The sequence below is a fragment of the Kitasatospora sp. Root107 genome, from assembly GCF_001424875.1.
In the GTDB taxonomy this organism is placed as follows: domain Bacteria; phylum Actinomycetota; class Actinomycetes; order Streptomycetales; family Streptomycetaceae; genus Kitasatospora.
This window is the reverse complement of the sequence record NZ_LMCT01000001.1, coordinates 747332-764347: the sequence shown is the minus strand read 5'-3', so window position 1 is coordinate 764347 and position 17016 is coordinate 747332. Positions and strand designations below refer to the sequence as shown.

At 69.6% G+C, this 17016-nt stretch carries 18 protein-coding genes and 2 rRNA genes; 13 read left to right on the top strand and 7 right to left on the bottom strand.

The features are described from left to right. Together ASC99_RS03420 and rrf are read left to right on the top strand one after the other, a co-directional pair. Window positions 1–108, top strand: a 23S ribosomal RNA gene (locus tag ASC99_RS03420); the annotation flags it as partial. 107 nt (window positions 109–215) lie between these two features. Further along, window positions 216–332: ribosomal RNA gene (gene rrf / locus ASC99_RS03415) — 5S ribosomal RNA — on the top strand. A gap of 259 nt (window positions 333–591) precedes the next feature. Here rrf and ASC99_RS03410 read toward each other — a convergent pair. After that, entirely contained in the window at window positions 592–1056 is a 465-nt protein-coding gene (locus ASC99_RS03410; protein WP_235502721.1) for an NUDIX hydrolase, read from the bottom strand. Window positions 1057–1184: 128 nt separating this feature from the next. Between ASC99_RS03410 and mshD the strand changes: the two genes are divergently transcribed. From mshD to pstB, 8 genes are all read left to right on the top strand, one after another. Continuing rightward, window positions 1185–2108, top strand: a complete 924-nt coding sequence (gene mshD, locus ASC99_RS03405; RefSeq protein ID WP_057228094.1) for a mycothiol synthase — start codon at window positions 1185–1187, stop codon at window positions 2106–2108. A 238-nt stretch (window positions 2109–2346) separates the two neighbouring features. Then, the gene (locus ASC99_RS03400; RefSeq protein WP_235502762.1) at window positions 2347–4521 is read left to right on the top strand and encodes an RNA degradosome polyphosphate kinase; all 2175 of its coding nucleotides are present in this window, start codon (window positions 2347–2349) and stop codon (window positions 4519–4521) included. A 79-nt stretch (window positions 4522–4600) separates the two neighbouring features. Further along, window positions 4601–5656, top strand: coding sequence for a CHAD domain-containing protein (locus ASC99_RS03395; RefSeq protein WP_057227911.1), 1056 nt, complete (start codon window positions 4601–4603; stop codon window positions 5654–5656). Next, the gene (locus ASC99_RS03390) at window positions 5641–6129 is read left to right on the top strand and encodes an NUDIX hydrolase (protein ID WP_082598039.1); all 489 of its coding nucleotides are present in this window, start codon (window positions 5641–5643) and stop codon (window positions 6127–6129) included. The genes ASC99_RS03395 and ASC99_RS03390 overlap by 16 nt, the downstream gene beginning before the upstream one ends. Before the next feature lie 246 nt (window positions 6130–6375). Continuing rightward, window positions 6376–7497 (top strand): phosphate ABC transporter substrate-binding protein PstS, encoded by a 1122-nt coding sequence (pstS, locus tag ASC99_RS03385; protein WP_057227909.1) that lies wholly within the window; start codon window positions 6376–6378, stop codon window positions 7495–7497. Between the two features lie 136 nt (window positions 7498–7633). Then, window positions 7634–8614, top strand: a complete 981-nt coding sequence (gene pstC, locus ASC99_RS03380) for a phosphate ABC transporter permease subunit PstC (protein WP_057227907.1) — start codon at window positions 7634–7636, stop codon at window positions 8612–8614. After that, on the top strand, window positions 8614–9684 hold the full coding sequence (pstA, locus tag ASC99_RS03375; protein ID WP_057227905.1) for a phosphate ABC transporter permease PstA: 1071 nt from the start codon (window positions 8614–8616) through the stop codon (window positions 9682–9684). The genes pstC and pstA overlap by 1 nt, the downstream gene beginning before the upstream one ends. A 42-nt stretch (window positions 9685–9726) precedes the next feature. Further along, on the top strand, window positions 9727–10503 hold the full coding sequence (pstB, locus tag ASC99_RS03370) for a phosphate ABC transporter ATP-binding protein PstB (RefSeq protein WP_057227903.1): 777 nt from the start codon (window positions 9727–9729) through the stop codon (window positions 10501–10503). Between the two features lie 97 nt (window positions 10504–10600). On the opposite strand, the gene ASC99_RS03365 is transcribed toward pstB, so the two are convergent. Together ASC99_RS03365 and ASC99_RS03360 are read right to left on the bottom strand one after the other, a co-directional pair. Further along, a complete protein-coding gene (locus ASC99_RS03365; protein WP_057227901.1) occupies window positions 10601–11596 on the bottom strand; it encodes an inorganic phosphate transporter in 996 nt (331 codons plus the stop codon). 5 nt (window positions 11597–11601) lie between these two features. After that, complete coding sequence (locus tag ASC99_RS03360; RefSeq protein WP_057227898.1) at window positions 11602–12222, bottom strand: DUF47 domain-containing protein; 621 nt, start codon at window positions 12220–12222, stop codon at window positions 11602–11604. Between the two features lie 307 nt (window positions 12223–12529). On the opposite strand from ASC99_RS03360, the gene ASC99_RS03355 reads away from it, so the two are divergent. Then, entirely contained in the window at window positions 12530–12865 is a 336-nt protein-coding gene (locus ASC99_RS03355; RefSeq protein WP_057227896.1) for a metal-sensitive transcriptional regulator, read from the top strand. 24 nt (window positions 12866–12889) lie between these two features. Here ASC99_RS03355 and ASC99_RS03350 read toward each other — a convergent pair whose 3' ends face one another. Further along, window positions 12890–13072 (bottom strand): hypothetical protein, encoded by a 183-nt coding sequence (locus tag ASC99_RS03350; RefSeq protein ID WP_057227894.1) that lies wholly within the window; start codon window positions 13070–13072, stop codon window positions 12890–12892. Between the two features lie 104 nt (window positions 13073–13176). Beyond that, on the bottom strand, window positions 13177–14013 hold the full coding sequence (locus ASC99_RS03345) for a hypothetical protein (protein WP_063856957.1): 837 nt from the start codon (window positions 14011–14013) through the stop codon (window positions 13177–13179). Window positions 14014–14169: 156 nt separating this feature from the next. Here ASC99_RS03345 and ASC99_RS36865 point away from each other — a divergent pair, with 156 nt between their 5' ends. Next, window positions 14170–14349, top strand: a complete 180-nt coding sequence (locus ASC99_RS36865; protein WP_082598038.1) for a hypothetical protein — start codon at window positions 14170–14172, stop codon at window positions 14347–14349. Window positions 14350–14465: 116 nt separating this feature from the next. On the opposite strand, the gene ASC99_RS03340 is transcribed toward ASC99_RS36865, so the two are convergent. Next, window positions 14466–15131: a phosphatase PAP2 family protein gene (locus ASC99_RS03340; RefSeq protein ID WP_082598037.1), complete on the bottom strand. Its 666-nt coding sequence runs from the start codon at window positions 15129–15131 to the stop codon at window positions 14466–14468. A 139-nt stretch (window positions 15132–15270) separates the two neighbouring features. Then, window positions 15271–16323 carry a C40 family peptidase gene (locus tag ASC99_RS03335; protein ID WP_057228088.1) on the bottom strand — a complete coding sequence of 351 codons (1053 nt, stop codon included), beginning with the start codon at window positions 16321–16323 and terminating at the stop codon, window positions 15271–15273. 248 nt (window positions 16324–16571) lie between these two features. Between ASC99_RS03335 and ASC99_RS03330 the strand changes: the two genes are divergently transcribed. Next, entirely contained in the window at window positions 16572–16919 is a 348-nt protein-coding gene (locus ASC99_RS03330; RefSeq protein WP_057227889.1) for a hypothetical protein, read from the top strand. Window positions 16920–17016 lie beyond the last annotated feature (97 nt).

Below are 17016 nucleotides of genomic sequence, written 5' to 3'. Positions count from 1 at the left end.
TCCTTGAGAGGGTAAGGCTCCCAGTAGACGACTGGGTTGATAGGCCGGATGTGGAAGCCCTGTAAGGGGTGGAGCTGACCGGTACTAATAGGCCGAGGGCTTGTCCTCAGACGCTCGCGTTCACTGTGTGGTTCCCGGGTAGCGAACAGCTATCGCCGGTGAAAAACCACTTAATAAACTAAAAAGTGTGTGTTTCGCTGAATACCCGATAGGGTTTCGGTGGTCATAGCRYGAGGGAAACGCCCGGTTACATTCCGAACCCGGAAGCTAAGCCTCATAGCGCCGATGGTACTGCAGGGGGGACCCTGTGGGAGAGTAGGACGCCGCCGAACAATCTTTAGTCAGAAAGCCCCGCCGGGTAACCGGTGGGCGCTGCTCTACTACGCGCAGCCGTCCTGGTACATCCATAGCGCCGATGGTACTGCAGGGGGGACCCTGTGGGAGAGTAGGACGCCGCCGAACAATCTTTAGTCAGAAAGCCCCGCCGGGTAACCGGTGGGGCTTTCTGCATTTCCGGAACAGATCAGAACTCAGAGGCCATAATCCTCGCAGGTCAGCACGGATGGCCCCACCCCGGTCGGGGTCCGTCGGCTACGGGACCCGGCCGACCTCCGGCCGAGACCGGTACAGCTCCAGTGCGATGTCGACGAGCGAGACCCGTGGCAGGTCGGCCACCTCGTCCAGGGGGATCCAGGCCGCCAGGTCGGTGGAACCCTCGACCTCGTTCCGCAGGCTGCCGCCCGCCACCCGGACGCCGTAGACGATCCGCAGGCCGTGGAAGTCCTTCGGCGAGCCCTTCCGGGCGAAGGGCGGGTCGAGCAGGTGCTGCGAGTGGATGCCGAGCAGTCGCTCGGGCTCGACCTGGTAGCCGGTCTCCTCCCGGACCTCCCGGATCACCGCTGCGTACGGGTCCTCACCGTGGTCGAGGCCGCCGCCGGGGACGGTCCAGGCCCGGGTGCCGTCGCGTCCGACCCAGCGGGCCAGCAGCACCCGGCCGTCCTGGACGGCCACTCCGTACGCGGCCACCCGCTGTCGTCGTTGCAGCTCCACTGTCATGTCGGGCCTTCCTTTCGAACCGTCGGGCCGGGGTCGGGCCCGGGGAGGGCGGGAGCTGACAGCCAATCACCGGACGGACCCGGCAGACCATCGGGTTTCGGCTCGTGCCGCCGCGTATGGTCGGCGGCATGGAGACGACGAACCCGAGTCAGGACGGAATCCGGAGCACCGAGACCCTCGGCGCGGACGATCTTGCGGCGGCCAGGGCGGTGCTCGCGGCGGCGAGTGCGGTGGACGGGCGGGAGGCGGTGTCCGAGGCGGGGCGGCTGCGGCTGCGGGTGGACAGCGCTCGGCCCGGGGTGACCCATCTGGTGCAGCGTCAGGAGGGGGTGCCGGCGGGGTACGCGCAGCTGGAGGCGGGGGAGGGGCGGACCACGGTGGAGCTGACCGTTCATCCGGACCACCGGCGGCTCGGTCTCGGGCGGCAGCTGCTGGATGCGACGCTGGCGGAGGCGGACGCGGGCACCGTGGACTTCTGGGCGCACGGCGGCCACCCGGGTGCGGCGCGGCTGGCGGCGGAGTACGGGGCGGAGCTGGTCCGGGAGCTGCGGCAGATGCGCAGGCCGGCCGAGCCGGTGCCGGCCGAGCCGGTGCTGCCCGAGGGTGTGACGGTCCGGAGCTTCCGTCCGGGGCAGGACGACGCGGCCTGGCTGCGGCTGAACGCGCTGGCCTTCGCCCACCACCCCGAGCAGGGCGGCTGGACGGAGCAGGACCTGGCCGAGCGGCTGGCCGAGCCGTGGTTCGACCCGGCGGGGCTGTTCCTGGCCTTCAGGGGGGCGGACCTGGTCGGCTTCCACTGGACCAAGGTGCACCCGGACGGTCTGGGCGAGGTGTACGTGGTGGCGGTGGACCCGGCGGAGCAGGGCAGCGGGCTGGGCCGGGCGCTGACCGCGACGGGCCTGCGGCATCTGGCGGAGGACCGGAAGGTCCCGGCGGTACTGCTCTATGTGGATGCCGACAATCCGGCCGCGGTGCGGGTATACGAAAGGTTGGGGTTCACCGTGTACGAGGTGGACCTGATGTACCGCGTCGACACTGCGGTCCGGCGATGAGCTGACCGGTGACCGGACCCCGGACACGGGGTGACCGACTCAGCTTTCCTCCTGGCCATGCGGTGTTTACCGTGGATTAAGTTAACGCCGCAAAGATCACAGGATGACGTCAGCAGTGCCACGCCCCCGGTCGGCCGGAGACCCCTCGGCCGACCGGTCGCCGACCGCCCCGGGCGGTTGGGATCTGGCGCCTGCCGCCGGGTACCCGGAGAACGTCCTGCTGGAGGAGCTGGAGCACATGAGCATCCCCCGTCCCGCCTCCGTTCCGAAGACCCCAGGCCCTGCCAACCTGCCGCCGTCGCTGGCGCTGGCCGAGGTCGACCTGGAGGTCGACGGCCAGGAACTGGAGGAGCTGCCGCAGGGCCGGTTCCTGGACCGTGAGCGCAGCTGGCTGGCGTTCAACGAGCGGGTGCTGGAGCTGGCCGAGGACCCGCAGATCCCGTTGCTGGAGCGGGCCAAGTTCCTGGCCATCTTCGCCAGCAACCTGGACGAGTTCTTCATGGTCCGGGTGGCCGGGCTGAAGCGCCGGATCGCGACGGGGGTGGCCCAGCGGTCGGCCTCCGGGCTGCAGCCGCGCGAGGTGCTGGACCAGATCTGGACCCGCTCCCGTGAGTTGATGGCCCGTCATGCCGCGACCTTCCAGCACGAGGTGCTGACGGATCTGGCGGCGGAGGGCATCGAGCTGGTCCGCTGGGCCGAGCTGGCGGAGAAGGAGCAGGCCCGGCTGCACTCGCTGTTCCGGCAGAAGATCTTCCCGGTGCTGACCCCGCTGGCGGTCGACCCGGCGCACCCGTTCCCGTACATATCGGGGCTGAGCCTGAACCTGGCCGTGGTGGTGCGCAACCCGGTCTCCGGACACAAGCACTTCGCCCGGGTGAAGGTCCCGCAGTCGCTGTCGCGTTTCCTGGAGGCGGGCGCGCAGCGGTACGTCCCGCTGGAGGACGTGATGGGGGCGCACCTGGAGGAGCTCTTCCCGGGGATGGAGGTGTTGGACCACCACGCGTTCCGGGTGACCAGGAACGAGGACCTCGAGGTCGAGGAGGACGACACCGAGAACATCCTCAAGGCGCTGGAGAAGGAGCTGATGCGGCGTCGGTTCGGCCCGCCGGTGCGGCTGGAGGTGGAGGAGTCGATCGACCCCTACATCCTCGACCTGCTGGTGCGGGAGCTGAACATCACCGATGCCGAGGTCTTCCCGCTGCCGGGCCCGCTGGATCTGACCGGTCTGTTCGGCATCGCCGACCTGGACCGGCCCGAGCTGCGGTACCCGAAGTTCGTGGCGGGGACGGCCCGGGGTCTGATCGAGGTGGAGTCGGCCTCGCAGCCGGACATCTTCGCCGCGATGCGCGAGCGGGACGTGCTGCTGCACCACCCGTACGACAGCTTCTCGACCTCGGTGCTGGCGTTCCTGGAGCAGGCCGCCAACGACCCGGACGTGCTGGCGATCAAGCAGACGCTGTACCGCACCTCGGGTGACTCGCCGATCGTGGACGCGCTGATCGACGCGGCCGAGTCCGGCAAGCAGGTGCTGGTGCTGGTCGAGATCAAGGCGCGCTTCGACGAGCAGGCCAACATCAAGTGGGCCCGCAAGCTGGAGGAGGCGGGCTGCCATGTGGTGTACGGCCTGGTCGGGCTGAAGACGCACTGCAAGCTCTCGCTGGTGGTCCGTCAGGAGGGCGACACGCTGCGGCGTTACGCCCACGTGGGGACGGGCAACTACCACCCGAAGACCGCCAGGCTGTACGAGGACCTGGGGCTGCTGACGGCTGACCCGCAGGTCGGCGCGGACCTGTCGGACCTGTTCAACCGGCTCTCCGGCTACTCCCGTCGGGAGTCCTACCGTCGGCTGCTGACCGCGCCGCGCGGGCTGCGGGACGGGCTGGTGGCGCGGATCCAGCAGGAGATCGCGCACTACCGGGCGGGGCGCCCGGCGTTCGTGAAGATCAAGGTCAACTCGATCGTGGACGAGGCCGTGATCGACGCGCTGTACCGGGCGTCGCAGGCCGGCGTGCCGGTGGACGTCTGGGTGCGCGGGATCTGCGCGGTCCGTCCCGGTGTGGCCGGGCTGAGCGAGAACATCCGGGTGCGCAGCATCCTGGGCCGGTTCCTGGAGCACTCCCGGATCTTCGTGTTCGGCAACGGTGGCGAGCCCGAGGTGTGGTTCGGCAGCGCGGACATGATGCACCGCAACCTGGACCGCCGGATCGAGGCGCTGGTGAAGGTGACCGACCCGGCGGCCCGGGCGGAGCTGTCGGGGCTGATCGACCTCGGGATGTCGGACGAGACCGAGTCCTGGCACCTCGGCTCGGACGGCCGGTGGACCAGACACCCGCAGGACGCCGAAGGGCGGCGGCTGCGGCACGTGCAGGACCTGCTGATCGACTCCAGACAGCGCCGGCGCAAGCTGCCGTAGCAGGAGCTGAGAGACAGTCACCATCCCCGGGGCATCGCCACCACAGCGGGGACAGCCCTCGGGGGGACGAGGAATCAGCATGACCGATCTGCCGACGACGACGGAGCGCACCGACCACCCGGCCCTGGCCGGGGAGGTGCTGGCGGGGTACCTGAACGCCCGGGCGGGGGCCTTCCTGCGGGCGTTGCCGCTGGCGGTGGGGGAGGCCGGATCCCGGACAGGTTCGCTGCCGAGCGCCGGTGGCGCCCCCGGCGGCGGGGGCGTGGCGGGCGGGACGGGGGAACTGCTGCGCTGTGTGCGGCGGATCGGCGGTGCGCTGCACACCTTCTCGACCGTCTTCGAGCCGGTCTGGGCGCAGGAGACCAGGACGGAGCTGCGCTGGCTGTCGGGGTTGCTGGCGCAGGAGCCGGGCTACGTCCGGCGGTCGGCCCGGCTGCTGGCGGCGCTGGACTCGCTGAGCGAGACCGATCCGGGCCAGCCCGGGATGCTGGCCGGGCACACCGGTGCGCCGAAGGCCCGGGCCTTGATGGAGCGTCAGCTGACGCTGGCCAGGACCAGGGCGCACACCGCGCTGCTGCAGGAGCTGCGGTCGGCCCGTCTGCACGCGCTGGCCGACCGGATGACGCTGCTGGCCGGGGAGGTGCCGGTGCTGCCGGGGGGCGTGGGTGAGCTGCGGCCGCAGGTGGCGACGGCGCTCGGGCTGCTGGCTGCCGGGGTGGAGACGCTGCCGCCGGCCCGGGCGCCGTACGGGGGCGAGGGGCTGCACCGGCTGGGGGCGGTGCCGGCCCAGGGGACGGTGGTGGACGCCGACGCGGTGGTGGCGGCGGACGACGCGCCGTGGCACCGGGTGCGGATTCTGGCGAAGCGGGCCCGGTACGCGCTGGAGGTGTGCGGGGTGGGGCTGCCGGAGCTGGACGGGATCGACCAGGTGCTGGACCGTCACCAGGAGGCGGCGGACGCGGCGGTGACGGTGTCGACGGCGGCACGGACGCCGCGGATCACGCCGGCGACGGCGTACGTGCTCGGTGTGGTGCATGCTGATCAGCGGCTGGAGGTGGAGGCGGCGAGGTACGCCTTCGGCCACCAGTGGCCGACTCTTCAGCATCACGGATGGCACGTATGGGCAAGCTGCTGACCGCACCGGTCCGGGGGACGCGAGGGCGGGCGACCCGGCACGGGCAGACCATTCTGGCGGCGGGGGCGGTGCTCTGGGTGCCCGGGCCGCCGAAGAAGAACGGGGTGGGCCGGAAGAAGCCGCGGATCGCGCTGATCCACCGGCCGAAGTACGACGACTGGTCGCTGCCGAAGGGGAAGCTGGATCCGGGGGAGGGCTGGCGGGCGGCTGCGCTGCGGGAGGTCAGGGAGGAGACCGGGCTGAGTTGTGTGCTCGGCGTGGAGCTGCCGACCCAGCACTACCTGGCCCAGGGGCGGGCCAAGGAGGTCAGGTACTGGGTGGCGGTGCCGACCGGCGGCTCGTTCACTCCCAACCGGGAGGTGGACCGGCTGAAGTGGCTGTCGCCGCGGAAGGCGAAGGCCCGGCTGACCCACGACCGGGACCGGGAGCTGGTGGACGCCCTGTTGCAGGCGCTCGGTGACGGGGAGTCATAGCGGTTCGGGGCGAGTGATCTCGTCGCGCCCTGCCTGTGACGCAACCGTTACTACCGATCGGTGTTTCCCGCCATCCGCTACAGGTTCACTCTCCGTTCATTTGTGACCGCCTGACGCGTCACCTACCCGGCCTAACTTCGGTAACACCGGAGGGCCGTACGGGCCCCGGACCACAGCAGAACCCGTACCGCCGTCCCGTTCCGGGATCAGGCAGAGAACGGGTGGTGCCACAGAAAGGGAACCCCTGTGAAGCTCCAGCGGAACGGCCGCTCCAAGGCCCTCGCGATCGGTGCCATGGCGCTCGTTGGCTCGCTGTCGCTCGCGGCCTGCGGCTCGGACGACAACGCCGACCCGAAGGCGTCCGGCGCCCCGTCGGCCGCCGCCATCGCCTGTGGCAAGGCCGGTCAGCTGCTCGGCGCCGGTTCCACCGCGCAGGGCAACGCGATCGACACCTGGAAGGTTGCCTTCGGCAACGCCTGCGCCGGTTCGACGATCACCTACTCCGGTGGCGGTTCGGGCGCCGGTGTCCAGCAGTTCAACCAGGGCAAGGTCGCCTTCGCGGGCTCCGACTCGGCGCTCAAGGAGGCGGATGTCACCGCCTCCAAGGAGATCTGCAAGACCGGCCAGGGCATCAACCTGCCGCTGGTCGCCGGTCTGATCTCGGTCATCTACAACGTGGACGGCGTGGACAACCTCGTCCTGGACGGCCCGGCCATCGCGGGGATCTTCGACTCGAAGATCGTCAAGTGGAACGACCCGGCGATCGCCAAGCTGAACCCGACCGCCAAGCTGCCCGACGCCGAGATCCAGGCGGTCCACCGCTCGGACGACTCCGGCACCACGGAGAACCTGACCAAGTACCTGGAGAAGACCTCCGGTGGCGCGTGGCCGTACAAGGCCAGCAAGACCTGGGCGGGCAAGGGCGGCCAGTCGGCGGCCCAGAGCGCCGGCGTCTCGGCCCAGGTGAAGCAGGTCCCGAACTCGATCAGCTACGCCGAGCTCTCCTTCGCCCAGACCAACAACCTGAAGTCGGCCGCGATCGCGACCGGCGCCAGCAAGCCGGTCGAGGCCACCGCCGCCAACGCCGCGGCCACCTTCGCCAAGGCGAAGATCGCGGGCACCGGCAGCGACCTGGCGCTGACCCTGGACTACGCGACCAAGGAGGAGGGCTCCTACCCCCTCGTCCTGGTCACGTACGAGATCGTCTGCGACAAGGGCAACAAGGCCGAGACGCTCGACACCCTGAAGTCCTTCCTGACCTACGCGGTCAGCGACGCGGGCCAGCAGGCCATCGGCACCAAGGGCTACGTGCCGCTCCCCAAGGAGCTGAGCGAGAAGGTGAAGACCGCGGTCACCGCGCTCGCCTGATCTGACTGAACCACCGGCCGGGCGGCCCTCGAAGAGGGGGGCGGGGCTGCCCGGCCGGGCACCATCACAAGTCCGGGGCACCGCCGCCATGGTGCCGCCCTCCGCGGGGCAGCACCACCAGACCGGAGTAGAGACCATGACTTCATCACCCCCTGTCGCCTCCGGTGGCAGGGCCCGCCGGGGCCGATCGGACAGCCGGCGTGGCGACAGCATCTTCTTCAACCTCTCCCGCGGTTCGGGCGTCCTGCTGCTGGTCATCATGGCCGCCATCGCGGGGTTCCTGACGTACCGTTCGTTCCTCTCCTTCGGGCACAACGAGGGCAACTTCTTCACCACCTTCGAGTGGCTGCCGGACGCACCGGTGCCGACCTTCGGCATCGCGGTGCTGGTCTTCGGCACGATCGCCAGCTCGATCATCGCGATGGTCATCGCGGTACCGGTCGCCGTCGGCGTGGCGCTGTTCATCTCGCACTACGCCCCGCGCAGGATTGCCCAGCCGTTCGCCTACCTGGTGGACCTGCTGGCGGCCGTGCCCAGCATCGTCTACGGCCTCTGGGGCGCGCTCTTCCTGGTCCCGCACATGAGCGGTCTGACCAGCTGGATGGACGAGTACCTCGGCTGGACGTACATCTTCGACTCGACCAAGACCGGGGCCGCCCCGCGATCCCTGTTCACCGTCGGGATCGTGCTGGCCATCATGATTCTTCCGATCATCACCGCCGTCTCCCGCGAGGTCTTCAAGCAGGCGCCGCGGATGCACGAGGAGGCGGCGCTCGCCCTGGGGGCGACCCGCTGGGAGATGATCCGCACCGCGGTGCTGCCGTTCGGCCGCCCGGGCGTGATCTCCGCCTCGATGCTCGGCCTCGGCCGGGCGCTCGGTGAGACCATCGCGGTCGCCACCGTGCTCTCCTCCAGCCCGGTGCTCTCGCTGCACCTGATGGACCCGGGTGGCGGCACCTTCGCGCAGAACATCGCGCTCCGCTTCGGCGAGGCCGGCGAGAACGGCCGGAACGCGCTGATGGCCTCCGGTCTCGTCCTGTTCGTGATCACCCTGCTGGTGAACGGTGCCGCGCGGATGATCATCGCGCGCCGCAAGGAATACTCGGGGGCCAACTGATGAGTACCGCTACCGACTCGGTTGCCGTCGCGCCGCAGCTCCGCCGGGGTCTGACGACCAATCGGCTGCCGAGCTGGGCCCCGGCCGGGATCGCCGTGCTGTCGATCGTGATCGGTGTCGCGATCGGCCTGCTCGGCAGTCTCGACAGCAAGATCCAGTGGGGTCTGCTGGCCGGACTGGCCTTCGTCGGCCTCACCTACGGGCTCTCCGCCAAGGTCGAGGGCCGCCGGCAGGCCAAGGACCGGCTCGCCACCTCGGTGGTCTGGCTGGCCTTCGTGCTGGCGGTCATCCCGCTGGCCGCGCTGGTCTTCTACACCGTCCAGCAGGGCGCGAGCGTGGTCGACGCCCGCTTCCTGAACCACTCCATGAAGGGCGTGCTGCAGACCGAGGCGGGTGGTGGTGTCTACCACGCGCTGCTCGGCACCCTGATGCAGGTCGCGCTGGCCACCGCGATGGCAGCCCCGATCGGTCTGCTGACCGCCGTCTACCTGGTGGAGTACGGCCGTGGCCGGCTCGCCAAGGCGGTCACCTTCTTCGTCGACGTCATGACGGGTATCCCGTCGATCGTCGCCGGTCTGTTCATTCTCTCGCTCTGGATCCTGCTCTTCGGCTTCCAGTACTCGGGCTTCGCCGGCAGCCTCGCGCTGGCGATCCTGATGGTGCCGGTGGTGGTCCGCTCCACCGAGGAGATGCTCAAGCTCGTCCCCAACGAGCTGCGCGAAGCCTCCTACGCCCTCGGTGTGCCGAAGTGGAAGACCATCCTGCGGGTCGTCCTCCCGACCGCGATCGGCGGAATCACCACCGGTGTGATGCTGGCCGTGGCCCGCATCACGGGTGAGACCGCGCCGGTGATGATGCTGGTCTTCGGGTCCGACATCATCAACGAGAACCCGTTCGAGGGCCCGCAGCAGTCGTTGCCGCTCTACATCTGGCAGCAGTACCAGACCAACAACGACTTCGGGTACGCCCGGGCCTGGGGCGCCGCACTGGTGCTGATCGCCTTCGTGATGGCGCTCAACCTGGTCGCTCGTGGCATCGCCCGCTGGCGCTCGCCCAAGTCCGGGCACTGACAGACCGACTGACGCAGCAGAAGACGAGAGAGACGAACGATCATGGCCAAGCGCATCGACGTCAGCGGACTGTCCGCCTACTACGGCACCACCAAGGCCATCGAGGACATCTCGATGACCGTCGAGCCCCGCTCGGTGACGGCCTTCATCGGCCCGTCCGGCTGCGGCAAGTCCACCTTCCTGCGCACGCTCAACCGGATGCACGAGGTGATCCCGGGCGCCCGGGTCGAGGGCAAGGTGCTGCTCGACGACGAGAACCTGTACGCCTCGGCGGTCGACCCGGTCGCCGTCCGCCGCACCGTCGGGATGGTCTTCCAGCGCCCGAACCCCTTCCCCACCATGTCGATCTACGACAACGTGGCGGCCGGGCTCAAGCTGGCCGGCGTGAAGAAGAAGTCCGTGCTGGACGGCGTGGTGGAGAAGTCGCTCCAGGGCGCCAACCTCTGGAACGAGGTCAAGGACCGCCTGAACAAGCCCGGCTCCGGTCTGTCGGGTGGTCAGCAGCAGCGGCTCTGCATCGCCCGCGCGATCGCGGTCGAGCCGCAGGTGCTGCTGATGGACGAGCCCTGCTCGGCCCTGGACCCGATCTCCACCCTCGCCATCGAGGACCTGATCGGTGAGCTCAAGTCGCAGTTCACCATCGTGATCGTGACCCACAACATGCAGCAGGCGGCCCGGGTCTCCGACCGCACCGCCTTCTTCAACCTCGCCGGGGTCGGTCAGCCGGGCAAGCTCGTCGAGCTCGACGACACCCAGCGGATCTTCTCCAACCCGTCCGTCCAGGCCACCGAGGACTACATCTCGGGCCGCTTCGGCTAAGCCTGCTTCGCGGCGCTGCATGGCGGTGCCGCCGCGAAGTCGGAGAAGGCCCGCCCCCGTGATGTGGGGGCGGGCCTTCGTCGTTGCCGACGGACGGTCAGCCGAAGATCAGGTACACCAGCCAGTACATCAGCGCGGCGACCGCGGCGGCGGCCGGCATGGTGATGAACCAGCCCAACACGATGTTCTTGGCCACGCCCCAACGGACCGCGCGGATCCGCTTGGTGGCCCCCACGCCCATGATCGCCGAGGTGATCACGTGGGTGGTGGAGATCGGCGCCTTGAAGACGAACGACGTGATGTACATGATCGTCGCGGCGGTGGTCTCGGCCGCGAAGCCCTGCGGCGGGTCCAGCTCGATGATCTTGCGGCCGAGGGTCCGCATGATCCGCCAGCCACCCGCGTAGGTGCCCAGCGAGAGGGCCGTGGCGCAGGAGATCTTCACCCAGACCGGGATGTCGCCACCGCTCTGGTGACCCGAGATGGTGAGCGCCATCACCACGATGCCCATGGTCTTCTGGGCGTCCTGGAGACCGTGCGCCAGCGCCATCGCGGCGGCCGAAGCGGTCTGCGCGACCCGGAAGTTGCGCTTGGCCCGGTGCGGGTTGGCCTTCCGGAAGATCCACAGGATGGCCAGCATCACCATGAAGCCGGCCAGCAGGCCGACCACCGGGGAGAGGAACATCGGGATGATGATCTTGTCCACCACGCCGGACCAGATCACCTCGGTGCCACCGGCCAGCGCCGCGCCCACCATGCCGCCGAACAGCGCGTGCGAGGAGGACGAGGGCAGCCCGAAGTACCAGGTGACCAGGTTCCAGGTGATCGCGCCGACCAGCGCGGCGAACAGGATGCCCATCCCCTGATTGCCCGTCGGGGTGGCGATCAGCCCCTCGGACACGGTCTTCGCGACCCCGGTGCCGAGGAAGGCGCCGGCCAGGTTCATCACCGCGGCCATCGCCAGCGCGGCGCGCGGGGTGAGGGCCCGGGTGGAGACCGAGGTGGCGATGGCGTTCGCCGAGTCGTGGAAGCCGTTGGTGTACGTGAAGAAGAACGCCACCCCGAGGACGGCGATGAGTGCTGCCGTATCCACGCTGGTCAGGACTCCTTGACGGCGATGGTCTCCACCGTGTTGGCCACGTGCTCGAACGCGTCGGCGGCCTCTTCGAGGACGTCCACGACCTGCTTGAGCTTCAGGACCTCGATCGCCTCGTACTGGCCGCTGAACAGGTGCGCGAGCAGCTTGCGGTGGATCTGGTCGGCCTGGTTCTCCAGCCGGTTGATCTCGATCCAGTACTCGGTGAGCTTGGTCATGGTGCGCAGCTTCGGCATCGCCTCGGCGGTCAGCTCGGCGGCCCGGGCGAGCACCTCGATCTGCTGCTCGACACCCTTGGGCAGGGTCTGGATGTCGTAGAGGACGACCAGGTCGACCGCCTCCTCCATGAAGTCCATGATGTCGTCCAGCGACGAGGCGAGGCTGTAGATGTCCTCGCGGTCGAAGGGCGTGATGAAGGAGGAGTTGAGCTGGTGGAACACCGCATGGGTGGTGTCGTCCCCGGCGTGCTCGGCGGCGCGCATGCGCTCGACGATCTCCGCGCGGGCCGACACGTCTGAACCCAGCAGTTCCAGCAGGAGCTTCGATCCCACGACCAGGTTCTCCGCGGCTGCGGCGAACATGTCGTAGAAGCTCGTCTCCTTCGGGGTCAGGCTAAAACGCACGGAAATCTCCGATGTGCGGGGTAGGGACTGAACGATGCTAGGCGCAAGGCGTCAGAAGTGCGCAAACGGGGTGATGTTCGAGGAAGCGGAACATCCGGTTCCGCATGTCGGCGCGGAGCGGTGCGGTCGGGTCCGCACACCGGCGTGCGGACGTGAGCCATCAGTCTGACGGAACAGCGGCCCGATTACCCCCCTGTTGCACCGGGGGATCGATCGCGCCGCTCATCCGGAGGAACAGACCGGTGGCCCTTGGTGTTGGACACTTGAGCCCTACGGACAGGTGAGCACCGAGACTTAGGCGGACGGGATGACCAGCGTCGGGACACAGGGTGCCGAGCACCAGCAGGAGACCGGGCCGGGCCCGCACGGGTACAGCCCGCAGAAGGCCGAGCACCTCAAGCGGCTGCGCCGGATCGAAGGTCAGGTGCGCGGCCTGCAGCGGATGGTCGACGAGGACGTCTACTGCATCGACATCCTGACCCAGGTCTCGGCCAACACCAAGGCCCTGCAGGCCTTCGCGCTCTCGCTGCTGGAGGAGCACCTGCGGCACTGCGTGGCAGCGGCCGCCGAGGAGGGCGGGGACGCGCTGGACGCCAAGGTGGCCGAGGCCACCGCCGCCATCTCCCGCCTGCTGCGGACCTGACGGGCGGGGCGGCCTGACCACCGGTCAGTCCGACGCCTCGTCACCCGCCAGCAGCACCTCGTCGATCCGCTCGGGGGCCAGCCGCTCGCCCTCGCTGCCGGAGGCGGCGATCATCAGCTCTCCGGTCAGCTCGATCTCGTCCAGGGCGGTCTGGTCGTGACCGCTGCCACGGGGCCCCGAGGACGCCATCACCCGTTCCACCCCCATGGACCCGTCCGACCGGTGGCGTGCCGCCCCGGACTCCAGCGTAGGGAGCCGGGGCATGCGACCGCATGGCACGGACGGGCCATCTCTGCCCGCCATCCGGGCGGTTACTTCGGCGGGGCGGATGGCTTCATGGAGTAGATCTCGGCCGGCGTGGGCTCCACGGCCTGTACCGGCTTGCCGAAGTCGGAAAGCGACAGCACCGAGACCACCTTCACCTGGTCCTTCGGCTGCTTCGAACCGGCCACGCCCGAGAACCCGAACGTCTGCACCACCTTGCGCAGCCGGCCCTGCCCGTCCAGCCAGACCTCGTACGGGATCTCCTTCACCGTGAACGTCCCCGCGGCCATCCGCAGCCCGTCCCCGCCGCGCCCGCCGGTGGCCTCGGCGGCCTTGGCCAGGTCGAGCACCCCCCTGTAGTGCTTGAGCTCCACCCCGCCGGCCGACTCGGTGCCGACCAGCTCCGCCTGCTGCGCCCCGCGCAGCGCCCCGGCCGCACTGGCCGGGTCGGTCGCGCCGCTGCTGACCAGGTTCCCGTCCGGGAGCTGGCGGATGTCCAGCTTCACCCACTTGCCCTCGGGGATCTTCGCCCCGCTGTTCTGCAGGTAGACCGTGCCGGGCAGCACCACCTCGACGATCTTCCCGGTGGTCGCGGCACCCGGTGGGACGGTGATCTCCAGGCGCCCGATCCGCTTCACGTAGTCGTAGCCGCCGGTGCCGTTGAACACCGCCTTCTTCTCACCGGACTCGGTGGTCAGCTCGGTGACCGCCTGGGCGGAACCGGTGCGGCCGGTGATGTCGGCCGCGCTGCGGACGGCGGTCAGCGGATCGGCCGACAACTGGTCGGCGGAACCGCCGGCCGGGTGGCCCGAGCCGCCTCCGCAGGCGGTCAGAGTGGCGGCGAGTACCGCCACGGCAGCGGCGGTACGAGCGGACTTCTTCACGACAGCGACAACCCCCTCGGGCCTGGACCCGGCAAGCAGCCACCCCGGATGGGCAGAGCTCTTGCGTGGCAAACGAGTTGACGGGCAGGGGGTTACGGTCGGACCGGCGCGCGATGTTCATTTCGCGCCGGTCGGAGGAGCGGTTACCGTGACAGGGTGTCCCGCGAGCATCACGTGACGATCGACGAACGCGGCTCCTTCGCCATCGCCCACTGCACCTGCGGCTGGTCGGCCCCGGCCCGCCGCTCCCGTGACCGCTCCCGCCGCGACGCGGCCGAGCACGAGGCACCTGCGGCACCACCAGGGGCTCGGGGAACTGCGACGCCGACCTCGTGAATGGTGATCCGTGCGTGGGCGGTCAGGCACTTTCGCAGTGACCCGAACGCCAGATCTCCTCGCCCACGCGGCGGAGCCGCACGTCAGCAGAGCCCCGAGCCCCTGGGTAGTGCAACTTACGCGGCGAGGTCGCGCTCTGCGTGGTGGCGGGCCCGGCGGCGGGGCTGAGGGGCGATCAGGAGTGGTCGCAGGGCGGTCCGGGCGAGGGCGTGGCAGAGCGGGACCAGGACGGCCATCGCGATCGGGGCGAGCAGCAGCACCACCGCGGCCGCCAGTGCGTAGCCGCCGATCACGTCGGTCGGATAGTGCACCCCGACGTACAGCCGGGCGAAGCCCTGGAGCAGGGCGAGCCCGGCGGCGATCAGGCCGAGGCGGCGGTTGACCAGGTACAGGGCGACCGCGAGGCCCATCGACATCGCCGAGTGGTCGCTGACGAAGGAGAGCGTGCCCTCCTTGCCGGCCACCAGGACGTCGAGGTCGGGGTGGTCGACGAACGGCCGGGGCCGGTTCACCAGGGCGGAGATCGGCAGGTTGGCGAGCTCGCAGAGGGCGACCGCGAGCGGCGCCCAGAGCAGGCCGGCGATGGCGACCGGGGCGTCGGGGCGGCGGCGGGCCTGGAGCCAGGCGACCAGCCCGAGCAGGGCCAGGCCGAGCAGGATGCCGTACTCGCCGAACCAGGCGACCGTGCTGTCGACCCAGGCGGGTGCGGAGTCGGCCAGACCGTTCACCGCGCGCAGCAGCTCCAGGTCGGGCCCGGTCGTGTCGCCGAGCAGCGTCGACACGCCACACCTCCGTCGGAATCCGATTGTTCGCCATCGGACACAACGTCAGAACCGGGGTATCAGGTTCCGGGTTCGAAGCGGTGTTACGAAAAATTGACGGACCGTCCACTCCGCAACCACAGAGCTCTGACCAGTGCGGTCAGGCCCGCCCGGTGCCCTGGCCGCCGCTCGCGATCTCGCCGTCGGCGTTCCTGGTCGGCAGGGCGCCCGCGCCTTCGGGGGTGACTCGGGTGGCGCCGAAGTACTTGGCCCGGTCGATGCTGTCGTAGCGGATCACCGCGCCGGTGTGCGGGGCGTTGATCATGTAGCCGCCGCCGACGTAGATGCCGACGTGGTCGATGGAGCGCGGGTCGCCCTGGTCGGTGGCGAAGAAGACCAGGTCGCCCGGGCGGAGCTGGTCCCGGCTGGGGTGCGGCCCGGAGTTCCACTGGTCGTTGGCGACCCGGGGGAGTTCGATGCCGACGCTGGCGAACGCGGCCTGGGTCAGGCCGGAGCAGTCGAACCGGCCGTCCTGCGAGGCCCAGCCGTTGCCACCCCAGAGGTAGGGGGTGCCCAGTGTCCGCTGGGCGTAGTAGATCGCCCCGGCGGCCTGGGCGGACATCGCGAGTGAGCTGCCGACCACGGGCGCGGTGAAGCTCTGGGTGAGCGACTTGATGCTCCGTACGTAGCCCTGGGTCTCCTTGTACGGCGGGATGCCCTGGTACTTGGTGACCGCGTCGGGCCCGGCGTTGTAGGCGGCCAGCATGTTGGACTGCAGGTCGCCGGGCACCTTGGCGACGTACTTGGCGAGCGCGCAGTCGAAGGTGGCGGCGGAGGCGATGGCGTCCATCGGGTCCCAGGGGTCGGCCTTGCCGTCGCCGTTGCCGTCCCGGCCGTAGGTGCGCCAGGTGTCGGGCATGAACTGGGCCATCCCCTGGGCGCCGACGGAGCTCTTGGCCGTCGGCTTGAAGCCGCTCTCCTGGTAGAGCTGGGCGGCCAGCATCGGCGGCGAGATCTCCGGGCAGAGGGCGCCCCACTGTTCGATCGGTGCCTGGTACACGGCGGGAACCGAACGGCTGGAGAGGGTCAGGTTGTTGGTGGGTGCCTGTGGGGCTCCGCTGGCGGCGTACGTGCCGAGCACGATCACGGCGACGAAGCCGACGGCGAGCACGCCGGTGGCGGCTGCGGCGGCCTTGGCCTTCCCGAGTAGCATCAGCACCGTCCCGACGAGGCGTCAGTTTCCTGTATCCGAGAAGGCATTGCTCAGCGCAATCATCGCAGATACAAAGAGTGAGCGGTATCATTCGTACGGTGGACATCCTGGCGTACGTGTCCCATCCCCCACGACCAATCCGCGAGAAGCAGCCAAGTCGGCATCAGATCTGGCCAAGAATGGGTACCGGCCCTTCGCGCAACCCTGGTCCGGGGCCTTGAATTTGCCTGATCGGGCGGTGAGATGGAATGAACCTGAGCAGCGTGCTGAATGACCGGATCGGCTTCCTGGCCGAGGAGCCCAAGAAGGCCGGCATCGACACCATCATCGGCGGCATCGCCCCGGACTGGGGCCCGTTCGCCAGCCTCGGTGCCGAGGCCAGGACGATGGTCCAGGTGGTGATGGCGGTCGCCATCCTGTCCTGCCTGGGCATCGCCGTCTGGGGCGCGGCCAAGCAGCGGATCGGCGCGACCGCGATGCGGGACACCTTCGGGGCCGAACAGGGCAAGGGGCTGATCGTCGCGGGTCTGACCGGCGTGTTCATCATCGGATCACTCGGCACTCTGTTCACCATTGTGTACGGCATGGCCATCTGACGATCAGACAGTCCTACACCCCGGTGGTGCGGCCAGGTGGCCGTGACCACCGGGCTGTCGCGCTTCCCACCCCGTTCGCGCAGCACAGTCAGTCCAC

What these genes read in the sequence shown, in the direction of transcription:
- mshD (WP_057228094.1), top strand. Translation starts at nt 1,185, where the DNA reads ATGGAGACGACGAACCCGAGTCAGGACGGAATCCGGAGCACCGAGACC.
- ASC99_RS03400 (WP_235502762.1), top strand. Translation starts at nt 2,347, where the DNA reads ATGAGCATCCCCCGTCCCGCCTCCGTTCCGAAGACCCCAGGCCCTGCC.
- ASC99_RS03395 (WP_057227911.1), top strand. Translation starts at nt 4,601, where the DNA reads ATGACCGATCTGCCGACGACGACGGAGCGCACCGACCACCCGGCCCTG.
- pstC (WP_057227907.1), top strand. Translation starts at nt 7,634, where the DNA reads ATGACTTCATCACCCCCTGTCGCCTCCGGTGGCAGGGCCCGCCGGGGC.
- pstA (WP_057227905.1), top strand. Translation starts at nt 8,614, where the DNA reads ATGAGTACCGCTACCGACTCGGTTGCCGTCGCGCCGCAGCTCCGCCGG.
- ASC99_RS03335 (WP_057228088.1), bottom strand. Translation starts at nt 16,323, where the DNA reads ATGCTACTCGGGAAGGCCAAGGCCGCCGCAGCCGCCACCGGCGTGCTC.
- ASC99_RS03355 (WP_057227896.1), top strand. Translation starts at nt 12,530, where the DNA reads ATGACCAGCGTCGGGACACAGGGTGCCGAGCACCAGCAGGAGACCGGG.
- ASC99_RS03390 (WP_082598039.1), top strand. Translation starts at nt 5,641, where the DNA reads ATGGGCAAGCTGCTGACCGCACCGGTCCGGGGGACGCGAGGGCGGGCG.
- ASC99_RS03330 (WP_057227889.1), top strand. Translation starts at nt 16,572, where the DNA reads ATGAACCTGAGCAGCGTGCTGAATGACCGGATCGGCTTCCTGGCCGAG.
- ASC99_RS03410 (WP_235502721.1), bottom strand. Translation starts at nt 1,056, where the DNA reads ATGACAGTGGAGCTGCAACGACGACAGCGGGTGGCCGCGTACGGAGTG.
- ASC99_RS03350 (WP_057227894.1), bottom strand. Translation starts at nt 13,072, where the DNA reads ATGGGGGTGGAACGGGTGATGGCGTCCTCGGGGCCCCGTGGCAGCGGT.
- pstB (WP_057227903.1), top strand. Translation starts at nt 9,727, where the DNA reads ATGGCCAAGCGCATCGACGTCAGCGGACTGTCCGCCTACTACGGCACC.